17 protein-coding genes are annotated in these 15,630 nt (G+C 52.1%); 8 read left to right on the plus strand and 9 right to left on the minus strand.

Annotated elements, in window-relative coordinates; translation table 11 throughout:
• Nucleotide 1: 1 nt before the first annotated feature.
• A complete protein-coding gene (locus tag K8942_00730; protein UPA22723.1) occupies nucleotides 2-1,420 on the plus strand; it encodes a V-type ATP synthase subunit B in 1,419 nt (472 codons plus the stop codon).
• Nucleotides 1,421-1,448: 28 nt separating this feature from the next.
• Nucleotides 1,449-2,102, plus strand: coding sequence for a V-type ATP synthase subunit D (locus tag K8942_00735; GenBank protein UPA22724.1), 654 nt, complete (start codon nucleotides 1,449-1,451; stop codon nucleotides 2,100-2,102).
• A gap of 126 nt (nucleotides 2,103-2,228) precedes the next feature.
• On the opposite strand, the gene K8942_00740 is transcribed toward K8942_00735, so the two are convergent.
• A complete protein-coding gene (locus tag K8942_00740; GenBank protein ID UPA23136.1) occupies nucleotides 2,229-2,546 on the minus strand; it encodes an STAS domain-containing protein in 318 nt (105 codons plus the stop codon).
• Nucleotides 2,547-2,728: 182 nt separating this feature from the next.
• Here K8942_00740 and K8942_00745 point away from each other — a divergent pair, with 182 nt between their 5' ends.
• The gene (locus tag K8942_00745; protein ID UPA22725.1) at nucleotides 2,729-3,247 is read left to right on the plus strand and encodes a hypothetical protein; all 519 of its coding nucleotides are present in this window, start codon (nucleotides 2,729-2,731) and stop codon (nucleotides 3,245-3,247) included.
• 46 nt (nucleotides 3,248-3,293) lie between these two features.
• Complete coding sequence (locus K8942_00750; GenBank protein ID UPA22726.1) at nucleotides 3,294-4,556, plus strand: hypothetical protein; 1,263 nt, start codon at nucleotides 3,294-3,296, stop codon at nucleotides 4,554-4,556.
• Nucleotides 4,557-4,625: 69 nt separating this feature from the next.
• Here the strand turns inward: K8942_00750 and K8942_00755 are convergent, their stop codons facing one another.
• The 6 genes from K8942_00755 to K8942_00780 form a co-directional block, all read right to left on the minus strand.
• Nucleotides 4,626-5,501 carry a hypothetical protein gene (locus tag K8942_00755; GenBank protein UPA22727.1) on the minus strand — a complete coding sequence of 292 codons (876 nt, stop codon included), beginning with the start codon at nucleotides 5,499-5,501 and terminating at the stop codon, nucleotides 4,626-4,628.
• 145 nt (nucleotides 5,502-5,646) lie between these two features.
• Nucleotides 5,647-7,101, minus strand: a complete 1,455-nt coding sequence (gene gatA / locus K8942_00760) for an Asp-tRNA(Asn)/Glu-tRNA(Gln) amidotransferase subunit GatA (GenBank protein UPA22728.1) — start codon at nucleotides 7,099-7,101, stop codon at nucleotides 5,647-5,649.
• Between the two features lie 50 nt (nucleotides 7,102-7,151).
• Nucleotides 7,152-7,448: an Asp-tRNA(Asn)/Glu-tRNA(Gln) amidotransferase subunit GatC gene (gatC, locus tag K8942_00765; protein UPA22729.1), complete on the minus strand. Its 297-nt coding sequence runs from the start codon at nucleotides 7,446-7,448 to the stop codon at nucleotides 7,152-7,154.
• Nucleotides 7,449-7,497: 49 nt separating this feature from the next.
• On the minus strand, nucleotides 7,498-8,751 hold the full coding sequence (locus K8942_00770; protein UPA22730.1) for a YidC/Oxa1 family membrane protein insertase: 1,254 nt from the start codon (nucleotides 8,749-8,751) through the stop codon (nucleotides 7,498-7,500).
• Nucleotides 8,703-9,104, minus strand: coding sequence for a ribonuclease P protein component (locus K8942_00775; protein UPA22731.1), 402 nt, complete (start codon nucleotides 9,102-9,104; stop codon nucleotides 8,703-8,705). The genes K8942_00770 and K8942_00775 overlap by 49 nt, the downstream gene beginning before the upstream one ends.
• Nucleotides 9,105-9,106: 2 nt before the next feature.
• Nucleotides 9,107-10,174, minus strand: coding sequence for a class I fructose-bisphosphate aldolase (locus tag K8942_00780; protein ID UPA22732.1), 1,068 nt, complete (start codon nucleotides 10,172-10,174; stop codon nucleotides 9,107-9,109).
• Between the two features lie 193 nt (nucleotides 10,175-10,367).
• Between K8942_00780 and K8942_00785 the strand changes: the two genes are divergently transcribed.
• Nucleotides 10,368-10,661 carry a hypothetical protein gene (locus tag K8942_00785; protein UPA22733.1) on the plus strand — a complete coding sequence of 98 codons (294 nt, stop codon included), beginning with the start codon at nucleotides 10,368-10,370 and terminating at the stop codon, nucleotides 10,659-10,661.
• A 184-nt stretch (nucleotides 10,662-10,845) separates the two neighbouring features.
• Here the strand turns inward: K8942_00785 and K8942_00790 are convergent, their stop codons facing one another.
• Together K8942_00790 and K8942_00795 are read right to left on the minus strand one after the other, a co-directional pair.
• A complete protein-coding gene (locus K8942_00790) occupies nucleotides 10,846-11,088 on the minus strand; it encodes a hypothetical protein (GenBank protein ID UPA22734.1) in 243 nt (80 codons plus the stop codon).
• Nucleotides 11,089-11,267: 179 nt separating this feature from the next.
• Nucleotides 11,268-11,606, minus strand: coding sequence for a hypothetical protein (locus K8942_00795; protein UPA22735.1), 339 nt, complete (start codon nucleotides 11,604-11,606; stop codon nucleotides 11,268-11,270).
• A gap of 931 nt (nucleotides 11,607-12,537) precedes the next feature.
• On the opposite strand from K8942_00795, the gene K8942_00800 reads away from it, so the two are divergent.
• From K8942_00800 to csrA, 3 genes are all read left to right on the plus strand, one after another.
• A complete protein-coding gene (locus tag K8942_00800) occupies nucleotides 12,538-12,690 on the plus strand; it encodes a hypothetical protein (protein UPA22736.1) in 153 nt (50 codons plus the stop codon).
• Between the two features lie 591 nt (nucleotides 12,691-13,281).
• Complete coding sequence (gene cysS / locus K8942_00805) at nucleotides 13,282-14,754, plus strand: cysteine--tRNA ligase (GenBank protein ID UPA22737.1); 1,473 nt, start codon at nucleotides 13,282-13,284, stop codon at nucleotides 14,752-14,754.
• 148 nt (nucleotides 14,755-14,902) lie between these two features.
• Complete coding sequence (gene csrA / locus K8942_00810) at nucleotides 14,903-15,145, plus strand: carbon storage regulator CsrA (GenBank protein UPA22738.1); 243 nt, start codon at nucleotides 14,903-14,905, stop codon at nucleotides 15,143-15,145.
• The last annotated feature ends 485 nt before the right edge of the window (nucleotides 15,146-15,630 follow it).

Genomic DNA, 15,630 nt, shown 5'->3' on the forward strand with positions numbered 1-15,630 from the left:
CATGTCACTCTCCGCTTACAAGACCGTTAAGAGCGTTGCCGGCCCCCTCCTGATGGTGGAAGGCATCGACGGCATCGCCTACGATGAGCTCTGCGAAGTCACCCTCGTGAACGGCGAAAAGCGCCTTGGTAAAGTGCTCGAGTCCCGCAAGGGTCTGGCTGTTGTGCAGCTCTTCGAAGCGACACAGGGCCTGCAGACGGAAGACACGACTGTCCGCTTCCTCGGACGCACGTTCCAGTTCGGTGTGTCAGAAGACATGCTTGGACGCATTTTCAACGGATCAGGAAACCCGATTGATGGAGGACCTGCTGTGCTTCCGGAAAAGCGCATTGATATCAACGGTTACCCGATCAACCCTGCTTCCCGCGAATTCCCGGATGACTTTATCCAGACAGGAATTTCCACCATCGACGTGCTCAACACGCTTGTGCGCGGACAGAAGCTTCCGATCTTCTCCGGTGCCGGTCTGCCACACTCCAAGCTTGCTGCACAGATTGCCCGCCAGGCACGTGTGCTCACCCAGAAAGAAGTGGATACACAGGGCGCGGAAATGGGTGAAGAGGAAGAAGGAAAGTTTGCTGTCGTCTTTGCTGCCATGGGTGTCACGTTCGAAGAGGCGCGCTTCTTCCAGCAGGAATTTGAAAAGACAGGAGCCCTCAGCCGCGCTGTGCTCTTCCTGAACACCGCTGGAGACCCTGTGGTTGAACGTATTGCCACACCGCGTCTGGCCCTGACTGTTGCGGAATACCTCGCTTACGAAAAGGACTACCACGTCACCGTGATCCTCACCGACATGACCAACTACTGTGAAGCCCTCCGTGAAGTCTCCGCTGCACGCAAAGAAGTGCCGGGACGCCGCGGTTACCCTGGATACATGTACACCGACCTTGCCACCATTTACGAGCGCGCAGGACGCATCCGCGGACGCAAGGGTTCCATCACCCAGATTCCGATCCTCACGATGCCGGAAGATGACGTGACCCACCCGATCCCCGACCTTACCGGATATATTACCGAAGGTCAGATCCGTCTGGATCGCGGTCTCAACCAGAAAGGAATGTATCCATCCGTCATCCCGATGGGTTCCCTCTCCCGTCTGAAAGGAAAGGCGCAGGGCGACAGAACACGCGAAGATCACTCCGGCATGGATGCTCAGCTCACTGCCTGCTACGCACGCGGTGTCGAAGTCCGCGAACTCGCGGTTATTCTCGGTGAATCGTCTTTGAATGATACAGACAAGGCGTACCTGACATTTGCCACAGCCTTCGAAAAAGAATTTATCGCGCAGGGCGAACACGAGAACCGTTCCATCTTCGATTCTCTGAACATCGGCTGGAAACTGCTCGCACTTGTGCCGAAGTCCGAACTCAAGCGTGTGAAGGGCGCACACATCGAGAAGTATCTGAAGTCCGCCGAATAATAATCCGAACCCCTAACCTCGACCTCACATGGCTATCCTCCAGGTCAACCCAACGCGCATGGCACTCATGGACCTTAAACGGTCCACGAAGTCCGCTGAACGCGGCCACAAACTGCTGAAAGACAAGCAGGACGGACTCATGCAGCAGTTCCTGCTGATCATCCGCACGGCCAAGGACCTGCGCACGCGCGTGGAAAACGAACTGGGAGACGCCTTCATGAGCTTTTTGATGGCCTCAGCCTGGTTATCCGATGCCGAGGTCGAAAACGCTCTCAGCAGCCCTCAGGCGACCATAGAACTGGATGTGGAGACCAAGAGCGTGATGGGTGTGAAGATTCCCTTCTTCAAACTGAAAAAAGAAGGAATCGTCCGCAACTACGGATACGCTCATACCAATACCCTGCTGGATACTGCTATCGATTCGTTCGACTCCGTCTTCGCGCTGCTCATTGAACTCGCGCAGATTGAAAAGCAGGCGGAAAACATGGCCATCGAACTGGAGACCACCCGCCGCCGTGTGAACGGACTGGAGCACAAGATCATTCCCGACATGAAGCAGACCGTGAAGTACATCAAAATGCGTCTGGATGAATCCGAGCGCGCGGGCATCATCGCTACCATGCGTATCAAGGCCGGTATGGAGGCTGCGGAGGCGCAGGCACTGGCGGCTGCAAAGCAGTAAGCAGGCACAATGAGTCATCAAACTTTTGTTTGCAGACTTTTTCTGTGAATCTTTTCTTTTTCAATCAAAAATCGCCGATCCCAAAAATGAGATCGGCTAGAATAATGATCAGGAGAGAACAGTAAGTCAGAAGTCTAACAGAGCGTCGTATCGTGTAGCCTTAATATCGAAGAGCTTGTTAAGACGGGTAACGGCCAGCACTTCGTAAATATCGGGATGCATGTTGCAGAACCTCCATTTGCCTTTTGCTTTCTTGATTGCAGTATCTGTTCGGATAAGACCTTGGAGCATCTCGCTGGATTGATAGGTGACCCCCTTATAATCCAGCACAATTTTGATGCCGTCTTGAATCAAGCCCAACAACTCTGTTTTGATCCGGCCAATTAATACTGAATCCAGAATTTGCTTTGAGCGAAAGGTAAGGACTGTGACATTATTTTCCATTTCCAGATCGAATTCCCGCAGTTCCGCAGCGTCCACGATGTTTCTCCTTTTGAATGATCGGTTTATTCATGGTGCAGAAAAGCCTGCAACAAAAATACTATTCGCCTTTTTCATAAAGCGGTCAATACATGTCCTCCAGAGACTCCTTCACGAAGTCCTCCATTTGTACTATGGTGCCCTCCATGGATACCCCTTTCATCACAATTGCAGAAGCGACAGAGAAGACGGGCCGCTCTGCATCCACCATTCGCCGTCTCATCCGCACGATTACGGAAACAGAGAATCACGTTGATCGTGAAGGCATTGAACCAGATGCAAAGAAAGTAGCTGCCTTCAAGAAAAAAGGGGAAAACTTCACCTGGAAGGTGCGCGAAGACATCATCACCAAGCATTTCAGTTCAGCCCCAGTGCAAGACAAAAAGTCGGCACCACAGGTGGGTGCAAATATTCTCGATATTCTCCAGAACGAGCTCTCGCTCAAAAACCAGCAGATTGAGAAGCAGTGGGAAGTCATCCACGCTCTGAACGACCGTCTGCGCGAAGGAAATATCCTGATGGGCTCTCTGCAGCAGCGTCTGGGTCCCCCGCCAGCAGAATCCCCTATTGAGCAGCCTGTTGATGTCTCCACCACAGACGCGAAGGAGCCCGCCACGGTGTCCTCCACCAAGAAGCGTCGCCTCTTTGGGTGGCGACGTAAATAAAGGTCATTAGATTCTTTAGGTATTTTAGGTTTCTTACTTTCTTTGTATGTCTGACGTTTATCAGGATTCATTGGTGTTTCATAAGACTGGAAAGCCCGGAAAATTGGAGATTGTCGCAACGAAGCCACTCCTCACTCAGCGTGATTTATCACTCGCCTACAGCCCCGGAGTCGCGCAGCCTTGTCGCGAGATAGCGGCCGATCCAGATGCTGCGTATGAATATACCGCCAAAGGCAATCTTGTCGCTGTTATCAGCAACGGTACTGCGATTCTTGGCCTCGGCAATCTGGGAGCCCTCGCATCGAAGCCCGTCATGGAGGGCAAGGCTGTACTCTTCAAGCGCTTTTCCGGCATTGATAGCATCGATCTTGAGCTGAAGACCGAAGATCCGCAGGCATTTATCAATGCAGTCGAATTACTGGAGCCGAGTTTTGGAGGCATCAACCTGGAGGACATCAAGGCACCGGAGTGCTTCATCATTGAACGTGAATTGAAAAAGCGGATGAACATCCCTGTCTTTCACGACGACCAGCACGGGACCGCCGTCGTAGCCAGTGCCGGCCTCCTCAATGCCCTCCACCTGACCAACCGGAGCATCCAGGAGACCTCCATTGTCATTAATGGAGCCGGTGCCGCCGGCATCGCGATTGCAGAAATGCTCTTGGCGCTGGGCTCCCCGAAGGATCGCATTACACTCTGTGATTCACAGGGCGTGATTTATGAAGGCCGCCAGGAGGGCATCAACGAATACAAAGCACCGTTTGCCCGTCAAACAGGTGCCCGCAGTCTCGCCGATGCACTGAAAGGCACGGATGTCTTTATCGGCGTCTCAAAAGCAGGCGCACTAACAGAAGACATGCTCCTCAGTATGGCGGAGAAGCCGATTGTCTTTGCGCTCGCGAATCCCGATCCTGAAATCCCCTATCACACTGCCAAGGCTGCGCGCCCGGATGTGATTATGGCCACCGGACGGAGTGATAACCCGAATCAGATCAATAACGTCCTCTGTTTCCCCTTCCTCTTCCGTGGAGCCCTCGATACGCGTGCCACGGCCATTAACGAGGCAATGAAGGTTGCTGCTGCCCATGCACTTGCAGGACTGGTCCGTGAGGAGGTGCCGGCTTCTGTTCTCGCAACCTACGGCCTCCAGAGCCTGAGCTTTGGTTCTGAGTACATTCTGCCAAAGCCCTTCGATCCGCGCCTCCTTAGCGTCTTATCGCCCGCTGTCGCACAGGCCTCCATGGAGAGCGGCGTTGCACGGAAGGCTTTGGATATTCCCGCATATACCGCATCTCTTGTGTCACTCTGAGCGGAGCTGAAGAGGACACATAAAAAGAGCCCCGTTTCAGGAGCTCTTTTCTGGAATCAAAGAGGAGGATTAGTCTGCAATCTTAATCGTTGCACCGACATCCGGCTTGCTGAATTGCAGGTAGCTGCTGCGGTACAGACGTGTGTAGCTGTCTTCGTCTGCCATCCACTTGCGGAGGATATCGATGTCATGGTTCTTGTAGACCACGAGTGCTCCTGGATCTGCGTCTTTCAGGCTGGTTCCGAGGAAGACAGTCTGGCTGACGTTTCCAACAATCAGCTTCAGGGTGTTATTGGCATCGGCACGGGAGGTGATTTCCTTCCACTTCTTCTCGACATCCTTCGTGTAGGTCACCATGTTTCCGAAACGGTCGACGTACGCGAGTTCCCACTTGTCCTCCGGGTAGTCAGGGATGATATCGATGGAGTCCTCCACCATATCGATTCCGTGATCCGGGTGGAGCAGGAACGGCGTGTAGCTGGAGCGGAACTGTTCAGTGTTTCCGTAGACAATGTTCTTGTCGTTATCGAGGTGGCTCAGGCTCTGAATTTTATCCTTGATGGTCGAGAGGCAGGTGAGGCTGGTGGTCACGATGCGGATGTTATCAACCGTCGCCAGGTAGAAGGGGCTACCGTTCTCGCGGGTGAGGCGGGGGGCGGAGTTGATGAAAATACCGGTCGTGGTCTGTGCGAATTCGTCTTTCACAGCCTGCGGCAGATACGGAGAGTTCTTGGTTTTCTCGTTAAGGCTGAGGGTCATGCGGAGAATGTGCTCCACAATGCTTTCGCGTCCGTAAATGTCGAACTCACGGCGGACTGTTTCGAGCGGAGTGCTGCGGAAGTCCGTGGAAATGAGTGCGTCGGCGTCATCCTGCAAAAACGGGTTCTTGCTGCGGCCGTAGGTATCTGAGAAGAGATACAAGCGGCGGAGGAGGGAGTACGCCATAATGTGAGAAAGGGACGGGAAATAGGGGCGCGGGCATAATAATGAAAATTATAGAAATGCCAAGAAAATTAGAATTAAGTCCTCCAAGAAGGCTTCAGGCTTTGTTTAATCCAGCTTTCCCGTCTTCCACACTCAGGGTCTCATCTTATAAAACAGGCTTCCTTGTGTGCCACTCCGTCGCTTTCTCATACGCATCCGCCACTTTCAGGATCGTCGCTTCTCCCCAGTGCGGACCCATCAGCTGGAGACCGATCGGGAGATTGTTTGAGCTGAAGCCGCACGGAACGGAGAGACAGGGGATTCCTGCCATCGGCTGGGCGCAGAGGTATATGTCTTCCAGGTACATTGCCACGGGATCGTTCGCATGGGCGCCGACGGCGAAGGCAGGAGTGGGGGAGACAGGTGAGAGGATGACATCCACCTTCTTGAAGGCCTCCGCGAAGTCCTGCTTGATGAGCGTGCGGACTTTCTGTGCCTGGCGGTAATACGCGTCAAAATAGCCTGCAGAGAGCGCGTAGGTGCCGATCATGATGCGACGCTTCACCTCGGCTCCAAATCCTTCGCTGCGGGTCTTCTCGTAGTAATCAATCAGGGATGCAGGGTTGTCAGTAGTATGTCCGTACCGGATGCCGTCGTAGCGGGCCATATTGGAGCTCACTTCGCACGGGGTAATCACGTAGTAGGTAGCAACAGCGTACTTGGTGTAGGGGAGGCTGATGTCGACAATCTCTGCGCCCATCGATTCATACTGCTTTGCCGCCTCGCGCACAGCCTTTTCCACTTCCGGATCAATACCGTCCGCAAAGTATTCGCGGGGGAGTCCGATCTTCATGCCTTTCACATCGCCTGTGAGCGCGGCACGGTAGTCGGGGACCGCCACATCGCCTGTTGTGCCATCCATCGGATCTTTGCCGGCAATCGCCTGCAGAATGATCGCGAGATCCTCCACGCTCTTGGCCATCGGGCCGATTGTATCCAGTGAGCTCGCCATGCTCATCACGCCAAAGCGGCTGGTGCGGCCGTAGGTCGTGCGAATACCTGCGATACCGCAGTATCCCGCAGGCTGACGGATCGATCCTCCTGTGTCTGTTCCCAGTGCAAAGATACATTCATCCGCACTCACCGCAGCTGCTGATCCGCCGGACGATCCACCGGCAACGCGTGATGTATCGAATGGGTTTCTGGTCACACCGTAGCAGGAGGTCTCCGTGGAGGCTCCCATGGTGAACTCATCGGTATTCACTTTTCCCAGACTGATGGCACCGACGGCCTTCAGGCGCTTGGTGGTGGTGGAGTCGAAGGGGGGAGTGTACGTCTTATTCCGCAGCACGTTGCTGCAAGCCGTGGTTGGAACACCCTCTTCGCAGTACACATCTTTCGCCAGATAGGGAATACCCGAGAGGGGATGCGAAAAGTCGCCGCTTGCATCCACTTTTTTGGCTTCATCAAGGGCTCTCTCGAAATTCCGGTATACCACTGCGTTGATCTTTTCATCGACTGCCTCAATGCGTGCAATGGAGTCCTTCACGATGTCCTCCGCGCTGATCTCTTTGGAGGCTAGCTTCTTATGAGCTTCGGTGATGGTGAGGGCGTTTAACATCGACGGGTTATGAGTTATCGGTTATGGGTTATGGGATCACCGTAGAAAGATTATCCGTGGGCAGAAGGAGTTTCGATTTGATGATCGACAATTGGCAGAGGACTTGTTGCAAGTAATGCATCAGGCGTGGCGATCTGTTCCGTGATGGTGTCAGGTCGGAGGCTGTTTGTGAGTCCTGTTACCTGCTCCGTAGGCTCGACGCCTGTGGTATCGACTTCGCTCAGGAGATCGATATAGCCAATAATCTTCGTGAGCTCGCCTGTGTACCGCTCAGCTTCGCTGTCTGTCAGCTGGAGCCGTGCGAGTTTTGCGATATGCCGGACCTGTTCTGGTGTCAGGGAAGCCATGTTGGGACGCAGGATACTAAGATGTTCCGAAAGAGTCCAAGGAAACCGCTTACGCCTTGATGTGCTCGCGGTTCACAATGATCTGCTGACCAATTGCAAACAGGGTCGAAATACCCCAATAGAGCGACACGGCGGATGGGAATTGCAGGGCAAAGTATCCGATCATCAGTGGCAATGCGTAGAGCATAACCTTTTGCTGGAGTTCCATACCGGTCGCCGCTTCGGCTTTCTCAATCTGCTTCGCCTTTTTCTTGTCTGCAATTTTGAAGCTCAGCCACATCTGCAGGAACTGCAGTACCACCAGCAATGGCGGGAAGATCCACATGTGCGGCTGGGTGAGATCGAGTCCCAGGAAGTTCGTGCTGAAGTTCCAGTCCAGGTGTTGGTACACCGGGTAAATGAGGTCTTTGGAGAGTGCAAGGTTCGATCCATCACGGATCACATAGAAGAGACCGATCAGGACCGGAAACTGCACCAGAATCGGCAGGCAGGACTGCAGGGGATTCACGCCGTGCTCTTTCCAGAGGCGCATGGTTTCCTTCTGCATCTGTTCGGGGTTGTCTTTGTACTGCTTCTTCACGGCCTCCAGTTTCGGCTGCAGGAGCTGCATTTTCTTCTGACCTTCCAGTGCATGCTGCGTGGGGATAAAGAGCAGGAGTTTCACAATGAGTGTCAGGATAATAATGCCGAGCCCCAGGTTATGCCCTGGAATAACAGACGCCGTCAGGATGAGGAAATTCAGGAATGGCTTTGTGATGAGCGAGCGGAAGAGTTTGATGAACATGTTCGGTTCATTCACGGAGAAACGAGCCATAATCGCACTGCCAGAACCATTCGTCATCTCTGCATCTCCAAGCATGGAGCCCTCCGGGAGTCTGATTTCATAGATACCTGTTTTTGAGAATGCGGAATATTTCCACGGATTCAGATCCACTTTTGCTGAGTCGCCCGGAGCAATAGGCTCCACAACCGGAATATCTGCGCAGGGGATTGCGGTACCACTCGCACTTACAGGTGTCGTCGTACTGTTTCCTGTGTCGCCGGATACTGTGAAGACATCAAACGGGAGCTGCGGACAGCGGGAGGGGAGTGTGAAAGTCTGATCGGTATCGTTTTTGATTGTGACAATCACGCCACCTGCACCCAAGCGGACGTTCGATGCCTGCAATTGCACGCCCGTTGGAGCACCTTCTTTGTTTGCAGGAAAGAACTGGTACATCACCAGCTGCACAATGGCGTACACGAGAGCAAATGCTATCGCGAAGTCGAGGAGGCGGGAGGAACGCTTTTTGGATTCTGCCATGTGTTGGTTGCGGAAAGGAATGTCCGAACGTCGGATTCTATCTGTTCAAAAGGAGTCACCAGCGTACCGATTTTTGGCGTAACCAACAACTGTGCGGTCACCAGATCGTCCTGATTTTTCACGAGCCTGCGAAACGCTTCGCGGCACCGTCTGCGCATGCGGTTGCGCTTCACGGCAGATTTATCCAGCTTCGCGGATGCGTATGTCCCCAGATACAACCCGGCAGGCTGGGGACCTTCTTTCTTCGGCGCTCCCGGTAACCAGCGCACAATCATCGTTTTTCCTTTCCACACAGAGCCTTTGCGCATGATGACATCACACGCTTTGCGGCTGCGGATATGGAGAAGTTTCATGATTAGGCGACCGTGACCTCTGGACAGAGATACACATCCTGAATGGCATTCAGAATCTCAATTCCCTGATCCATCGGCTTCTGGAATGCTTTGCGGCCGGAGATGAGACCAGCTCCACCTGCGCGCTTGTTGATAACTGCGGTCATCACTGCCTGCTGCAGATCGTTCTCGCCGGAGGCTCCACCGGAGTTGATCAGGCCGATGCGTCCCATGTAACAGTTCGCCACCTGGTAACGGGTGAGATCAATCGGATTATCTGTCGTGAGGTTTTCGTAAATGCGCTTGTCGGTTTTGCCGTAGCTGCTTTCCTGATTGAGCACTGTGTAACCGCCGTTTGTTTCCGGCAACTTCTGCTTGATGATGTCTGCTTCAATCGTGACGCCCAAGTGATTGGCTTGTCCGGTCAAATCCGCTGCGAGGTGATAGTCCACACCGTCTTTTTTAAAGGCGGAGTTTCGGAGGTAGCACCACAGCACCGTAAACATACCGAGTCTGTGGGCCTCCGCGAAGGCCTTCGACACCTCCACAATCTGGCGTCCGGATTCCGGGGAGCCAAAGTAGATCGTCGCACCAACGCCGAGTGCACCCATGTCTTTTGCCTGCTGCACGTCGGCAAACATCACCTGGTTGGCGATGTTCGGGTAGGTGAGGAGTTCGTTGTGGTTGATTTTGACGATAAACGGAATCTTGTCTGCGTATTTCTTCGCAATGATTCCCATGCCGCCGAGCGTGGATGCAAACGCGTTGCAGCCTCCATCGATTGCCAGCTTCACAAGATTCTCCGGATCAAAATAATCCGGGTTCTTCGCAAAACTCGCACCCCCCGCATGCTCAATGCCCTGGTCGACGGGCAGGATGCTCAAATATCCTGTGTTTGCCAGCCTTCCGTGGCCGTATAACGCGAGGAGATTGTTGATGACCTTATTCGGGCGGTCAGAGATTTCAAACACTTCCTGCACGGTCTGCATGCTCGGGATGTGGAGTTTCTCTTTGGCAAATGTCGTGGACACATGGGTGAGGAGGCTTTTCTTGTCTCCAAGGAGGGATTCGATGTCAGTGTATTGCAGCATGAGTGCGGGGGAAAAGGATCACGCCAAAGGCTAGCAGATTGCCCCTCAAAGCGAAATACCGGTGTAGATATGCTAAGAATGATTGACAATTTGTGGTAGCCGCAGATAATGCCGCGGCTTTTCAGCGGTGGAACATATGCAGAGGCATACGGACGCAGAAGAGCAAAGGTGCATAGAAAAAAGGAATCGCACCATGATCACAGAGAAGCGCACTGTTCTTGTACAACGCCGCGAGCCGTACGTCGAAGATGGACTCACTATCGAAGTCGTTGCCACCAGCAAGATCATTCTGAACATGAATAATGTCAGAGTGGATTGTCCCAAAGGCAAAGGCGTGTGGGACAATCATCTTGTCGATGCTGTCTTGAAGGGTGGAGACATCGAAGTGACAATCTATCCGGAAGGCGCATCACGGCCCGTTGCACGAGCAGTCGTTCGGGAAGGACTGACACAGGATCAAGTCCGAACTGCTCTAAAAATGGCCTAGAGCCAGAGCCCAGCGCGCATACTGTGTCGACACCGTCTTGAGGAGTTTTCCTCCAGACGGTTTTTTTTAAATAGAAACTGATGTGCTTTCTACAAGAGGATCCGGAGAGCACTGTAAGTAGATACAGCGCTCTCCGGAAAAATTGGGTGGGAGGCATCAACGAGATGCCTAAATGCGGGAGGGACTAGCGACCAATGATTGCTGTTTGGCGGCGGCCTTTGCGGGTTCGCGTAGTCTTTGCAGACTTCCTCGTTTTACCCTTCGGCGGAGCAGAGCTTTCAGGAGTATTGTTTTCCGTCTGCTCTGTCTGTCCCGGCTGGAACTTTTTCAGAAACTTCTGAAATTCCGTGCCGGTGGCGGGTGAACGATGTTTCTTTTCCGCGAATGCCGCGCTTGCAGCCAGTGCCAAACCACGTCGTTGATTCATCACTTCCCTTTCAACCCAAATGTGCTTCCGCGGGTAGAGTCTCCATGACCATACGTAAAACGCAGAGAGCACATCATTTTCTATTCTCTGATGTTTTGAAGGACCAACCTTCTCCGTACCGTTACAAGATTGCGGGCATTTTAGTCCTTTTTCGGACGGTGCAAAGAGAATCTGACAATTCAGGTTTTTTGGCTGAATACAGGCAAAGAACGCAGGTTTCTGGCTATGCCGCTTTGTGCCGTATAGATGTGTTGGTCCCCCAGATCCATGTCTATTCTCTCCGAAAGCTTTCGTGCATCCCATAGTGTCAGATCCGTTACCACCCGGAGCAGATATCCGCCTGCCAGTGCATCAGCAACAAGCCTGCGGCAGTCTGCGCGGGATTCTGCAATGTGAATCGCGGGTTCGTAGTAGGGGAGAGATCCTCCATCCGACACAACGGTCTGCGCCATCACCACGACAGCACAACATTGAGGGTCACTTACATCCGGGAAGAATTCCTGAAGACGGTTCTGCATACAAAAAAGGGGAGGAACAAAAACCGATCTGCTTTCTTCAAAATTTTCCGGAACCCCAATGATGGGATTCCGGAAAGACCGTCAGCGCATCCATGCGCATTGCTCCTTATTCTCCAAAGCCAGTCGTATCTTGGTCATCATTGGCGTCCGATTTCGGTGGTCCTTTCGGAACTTGTGGAGTTGTGGGTTCGGGCACGTTTGGATCGAATCCATGTTCGTTGTTCGGATTTTCACACATAGCGCATTTTTCCTTTGCGTTGACGGAACTACTTTTCACTATGGGTGTGCTCCGTGCACACCCTACGAAAAGCAGGTCGGTTTTTACTCAAACGGTGATTTCAATGATCAACAGAGACTGATCCGCATTCAAAGGATGGGCTCCAGATCATCCTTTTTGATCTGGAGCCCTTTGTCAGAAATCACTTCCTTACGATGGGAATGGATGTGCCTCGAACGCCACCACGCATGTCTTTTACTTTTATACGTTCATGCATGTTGACCCTCCTTTCTGACTCTGCACGCATGCCCGATAGTTCCAGCTATCGGTTATGGCATGAATGCGGATCGGTTACTGCTGAGTGATGGTGTGAAAGGATCAAGTTGGCTCAAAAAAAGCCCCGGTCTTGTGGAGGGGGGCTTTTTGAAGTGCGGTTTACAGCGTCCGCGCATCACTCAAGGCCCCCGCAATCGCAGGTATCCTTGCAAATGACGATGATGGCGAAGCGGTGAGTCATTGCGGCGATGCTACGCCGGGTTATGGTGTTGTCAATATTTCTTGAAAAATGGCTCTAAAAAGACTTAAAACACTGGACAGGCTGTTAAATATTCTTATCATCCCCCCAGTTCCCGGCCAGTGACATGGGGTCATTGGTATCAGTGGAATGGGTCTCTTCATGGAGGATCTCTCATGGATTATCGATTGCTTATTGCAATGATCAACGCGTGTCTTGGCCCGTATGCAGACAGCCTGAAGCCCGATGACTACAAGTTGATTATTCAGGAGCAGATACACCTCTATGGCGTGAGGAAAAAAAATCTCGCGCCGTCCTGGCCTCAGTCGCATGGCGATTGTCGCCTGAATTGATCCCGCCGCTCCAACTTCCCTCTGGAAGTTGCGAGCGGCATCTTTACGAACAATGATCTGCATTCAAAGTGGTCCGGCGTTTCTAAAAAAAGAAACGCCGGACGATGTCAGCGTCGACCACCGGCCGAAGCGAATGACATGCCTTTCAGCACAACATGAACACGACCGTGTTGAATGTGGCGCTCTTCACCGGGCAAACGTGCGGGGCCTCGCGGGGGCAATTCCGACTGCTGCTCACGGCGTTGACATCCTGGAAGATGCGAAGCATGTGAACGATTCGGATGGGCGGGGAGTAGTACTGTCATGGCCAATTCTCCATTAGGCTGACACTTTTTCCCTGCATCTTCTATCCACCGCTATGGACAGAACGCAGGTCATTGTTTGTATCTGTATGTTTTGAAAGATCATCCTTACATAAATATTATACAATAATTTACTAAATATGTAAATAAACAGGATTATAAGCACCAGAAACGCTCATTGCAGGAGCCAATACACCAATAACCAATTACCAATAACCAATTACCAATACACCAATACCCTTTTCAATTCTCCATTCTCAATTCCTCATTCTCCATTCATACTACAAACATGCCTTCCTCAAACCCGCTCCGCCTCTATAACTCCCTCACCAAACACGAAGAGGATTTCGTTCCGCAAAATGGAAAAGATGTGACGATGTATACGTGCGGTCCCACGGTCTACGGACGCCCGCACATCGGCAACTACTCGAGTTTCCTGATGGCGGATTTGCTGCGCAGATGGCTGGAGGTGCGCGGACACACGGTGCATCACGTGAAGAACATTACGGACGTCGGACACCTGGTTGCAGATGCGGAGAGTGGCGAGGATAAAATCGAGAAGCAGGCGAGAGAAGAGAAGGCAGATCCGCTCGCAATTGCGCGTCACTACACGGAGCAATATTTGGCAGATGAAAAGGCGCTGAACATGCTCGAACCAGAAGCGCGCCCGCGTGCGACAGAGACGATTTCGGAGATGATTGAGATGATTGAATCACTCCTCAAAAACGGGCATGCGTACGAGACGGAAGATGGTGTGTATTTCGATGTCACAAGCTTTCCGAAATACGGAGAATTATCGGGCAACACACTCGACAATATTGACGCCGGTGCGCGTGTGAAAGTCGATGAAAAAAAGAAGCATCCTGCAGACTTCGCGCTCTGGAAAAAAACAGTGGGGGAGAATGCGCATCACATGCTGAAGTGGCCGTCACCGTGGGGCGAAGGATTTCCGGGCTGGCACATTGAGTGCAGTGCGATGAGTAGAAAATTTCTGGGCAACACGATCGATATTCACACCGGTGGCGAAGATAATATTTTCCCGCATCATGAATGTGAAATCGCGCAGAGCGAATGTGTGACACATCTCCCCTTCGTACACACATGGTTACACAAGCGCCGCATTGATATGGGCGACGAAAAGATGTCAAAGAGTCTTGGCAACGTGTTAACTATTCCGGACATCATTGCCCAAGGCTACGATCCAATGGATCTGCGGTACTACCTGCTTTCCGTGCATTACCGTACGCGTTTGAAGTTTACGGAAAAAGGAATGGATGACAGTCGCAAAGCGCGCGAAAAGATTGTCGCGTGGATGGAGGAAGTGATGCAGGAAGTGGAGAAGAGAAGTGCGATGAATGATGATGAAAATGATCACTGTGATCATCATGAAAATGATCAGGAAATGCTCGCAAAATTGTATGGTGATTTTCGTGATGCAATGAACAGCGATCTCAATACACCCGCCGCACTCGCGGCAATTTTTGAGATGATCTCATGGTACAGAAACAGTGCACATCTTTGTGCAGATACACTCGCGGATTTGCATATGGTCATCACCTTTATCCGTCACACCTTTGGCTGCTTCGATGCTTCGGAAAATGCGGTAGAAATTTCTGCCGATGTGCAGGAGCTTTTGGATGCCCGTGAGACGGCGCGCGCGGAGAAAAATTTTGCAGAATCAGATCGTCTGCGTGATGCAATTTTAGAGAGGGGATTTGTCGTGAAGGACACAGCAGACGGTCAGACGGTTACTCCTGCTTAAAGGGCGGAAAAGACGGGGCGTTTGTCCCCAGAAATTTGTAAAATAGACTTGTCATTTCCTTGGTGTACCTCTAGCATCCGGGCCTCTTTGGTATTTTGCCAAAGTGGAATCAATCGAATCGTTCCTTTCCTTTTGAGGAGGCCGTGACATGTTAGTACTCTCGAGGCAACGCGACGAAGGCATCATTATCGGTGATAACATCGTGATCACAGTGGTGGACATCCGGGGCGACAAAGTGCGCCTTGGCATCAATGCCCCCACGGAGATTCCGGTCCACCGACAGGAGGTCTATGAAGCCATTCAGCGCGAGAATCAGCGCGCTGCAGGCACTGGACCGGATGATGCAGCCAACCTGACTAACTCGAAGTTCCCCAAGGGTGCACAGCCTTAAGGAATGAGAGGGTCAACTGCCCCACATGGAAGTAGGGGAATGATTCCAAGGACCAGACGCATGATGCGCTTGGTCCTTTGACTTATGTGCCTCACCCCCAGCCCCTCTCCGAACCCCAACCGCACGCCACCGGAGAGGGGAGTAATTTTCGTTCCAATTCTTAACCCAAACCCTATTCTTAACCTTATCCACAGGGCCTGTGGATATCCCCGTGCTTGTATGGGCTTTTTAGCCTGTTTGTATGGGAATAGTGACTGCAAAGTTATGTTTTCTATACATATCAGAGGGAAAATCAGGCGAATCACAAAAGCGGGAAAGAGGATTTGTATGTAATACTTAACATCTCCTATCTGCGTTTATGCAGGCCTTCTCATGCGTTTAAGGCGTGATATGAAACGTTTCTGCGGTAGATACGTCCTTTTCATGCGCAATACATGCCTGAGAGCCCTGTATGGAGAAGGCGCGATTCGGTCTTTTATATGGTA

Source organism: Candidatus Peribacteria bacterium, from assembly GCA_023038255.1.
GTDB lineage: Bacteria > Patescibacteriota > Gracilibacteria > Peribacterales > Peribacteraceae > CALREJ01.

Bases quoted from the DNA above. Each gene is read 5' to 3' on its own strand.
- K8942_00775 (UPA22731.1), bottom strand. From the start codon at position 9,104: ATGAAACTTCTCCATATCCGCAGCCGCAAAGCGTGTGATGTCATCATG.
- K8942_00795 (UPA22735.1), bottom strand. From the start codon at position 11,606: ATGCAGAACCGTCTTCAGGAATTCTTCCCGGATGTAAGTGACCCTCAA.
- K8942_00735 (UPA22724.1), top strand. From the start codon at position 1,449: ATGGCTATCCTCCAGGTCAACCCAACGCGCATGGCACTCATGGACCTT.
- K8942_00755 (UPA22727.1), bottom strand. From the start codon at position 5,501: ATGGCGTACTCCCTCCTCCGCCGCTTGTATCTCTTCTCAGATACCTAC.
- K8942_00800 (UPA22736.1), top strand. From the start codon at position 12,538: ATGATCAACGCGTGTCTTGGCCCGTATGCAGACAGCCTGAAGCCCGAT.
- K8942_00745 (UPA22725.1), top strand. From the start codon at position 2,729: ATGGATACCCCTTTCATCACAATTGCAGAAGCGACAGAGAAGACGGGC.
- cysS (UPA22737.1), top strand. From the start codon at position 13,282: ATGCCTTCCTCAAACCCGCTCCGCCTCTATAACTCCCTCACCAAACAC.
- csrA (UPA22738.1), top strand. From the start codon at position 14,903: ATGTTAGTACTCTCGAGGCAACGCGACGAAGGCATCATTATCGGTGAT.
- gatA (UPA22728.1), bottom strand. From the start codon at position 7,101: ATGTTAAACGCCCTCACCATCACCGAAGCTCATAAGAAGCTAGCCTCC.
- K8942_00780 (UPA22732.1), bottom strand. From the start codon at position 10,174: ATGCTGCAATACACTGACATCGAATCCCTCCTTGGAGACAAGAAAAGC.
- K8942_00770 (UPA22730.1), bottom strand. From the start codon at position 8,751: ATGGCAGAATCCAAAAAGCGTTCCTCCCGCCTCCTCGACTTCGCGATA.
- K8942_00790 (UPA22734.1), bottom strand. From the start codon at position 11,088: ATGAATCAACGACGTGGTTTGGCACTGGCTGCAAGCGCGGCATTCGCG.
- K8942_00740 (UPA23136.1), bottom strand. From the start codon at position 2,546: ATGGAAAATAATGTCACAGTCCTTACCTTTCGCTCAAAGCAAATTCTG.
- K8942_00730 (UPA22723.1), top strand. From the start codon at position 2: ATGTCACTCTCCGCTTACAAGACCGTTAAGAGCGTTGCCGGCCCCCTC.
- gatC (UPA22729.1), bottom strand. From the start codon at position 7,448: ATGGCTTCCCTGACACCAGAACAGGTCCGGCATATCGCAAAACTCGCA.
- K8942_00750 (UPA22726.1), top strand. From the start codon at position 3,294: ATGTCTGACGTTTATCAGGATTCATTGGTGTTTCATAAGACTGGAAAG.
- K8942_00785 (UPA22733.1), top strand. From the start codon at position 10,368: ATGATCACAGAGAAGCGCACTGTTCTTGTACAACGCCGCGAGCCGTAC.